1 pseudogene is annotated in these 298 nt (G+C 72.5%); it reads right to left on the bottom strand.

From position 1 onward, the window contains the following. Window positions 1–180, bottom strand: a pseudogene (locus tag IEV86_RS17560) (phosphomevalonate kinase); the annotation flags it as partial. Window positions 181–298: the final 118 nt, after the last annotated feature.

Raw genomic sequence — 298 nt, 5'->3', positions numbered from 1 at the left:
CCGCCACACGACGGGAGCCTGACCGTATTCGCTCGAATGGATGCGGCCGGCGCCTTCGCTCTCGGTCAGCCGGACGGTGATGCACCGGTCGACGGCGATGAGCACGGCGGGCTGTCCGGGCTCGACGACGGCGTACTCGCCGGCGATGAACAGCTTGCCGGGTGCCCGGGTCTCGATCATGTCCGGCTGCCCTCACCCGCAGCCGGGTTCACTGCGTGTGCGGGCGGGACTGCGTCGGCGGCGGTGAGCAGGTGGGCTCCCGGTCCGGGTCCGACGACGCGGACGTCGCCGAAGCCGG

This window comes from Cellulomonas carbonis (assembly GCF_014636275.1).
GTDB classification, from domain to species: Bacteria; Actinomycetota; Actinomycetes; order Actinomycetales; family Cellulomonadaceae; genus Actinotalea; species Actinotalea carbonis.
This window is presented reverse-complemented; position numbering and strand designations above follow the sequence as displayed.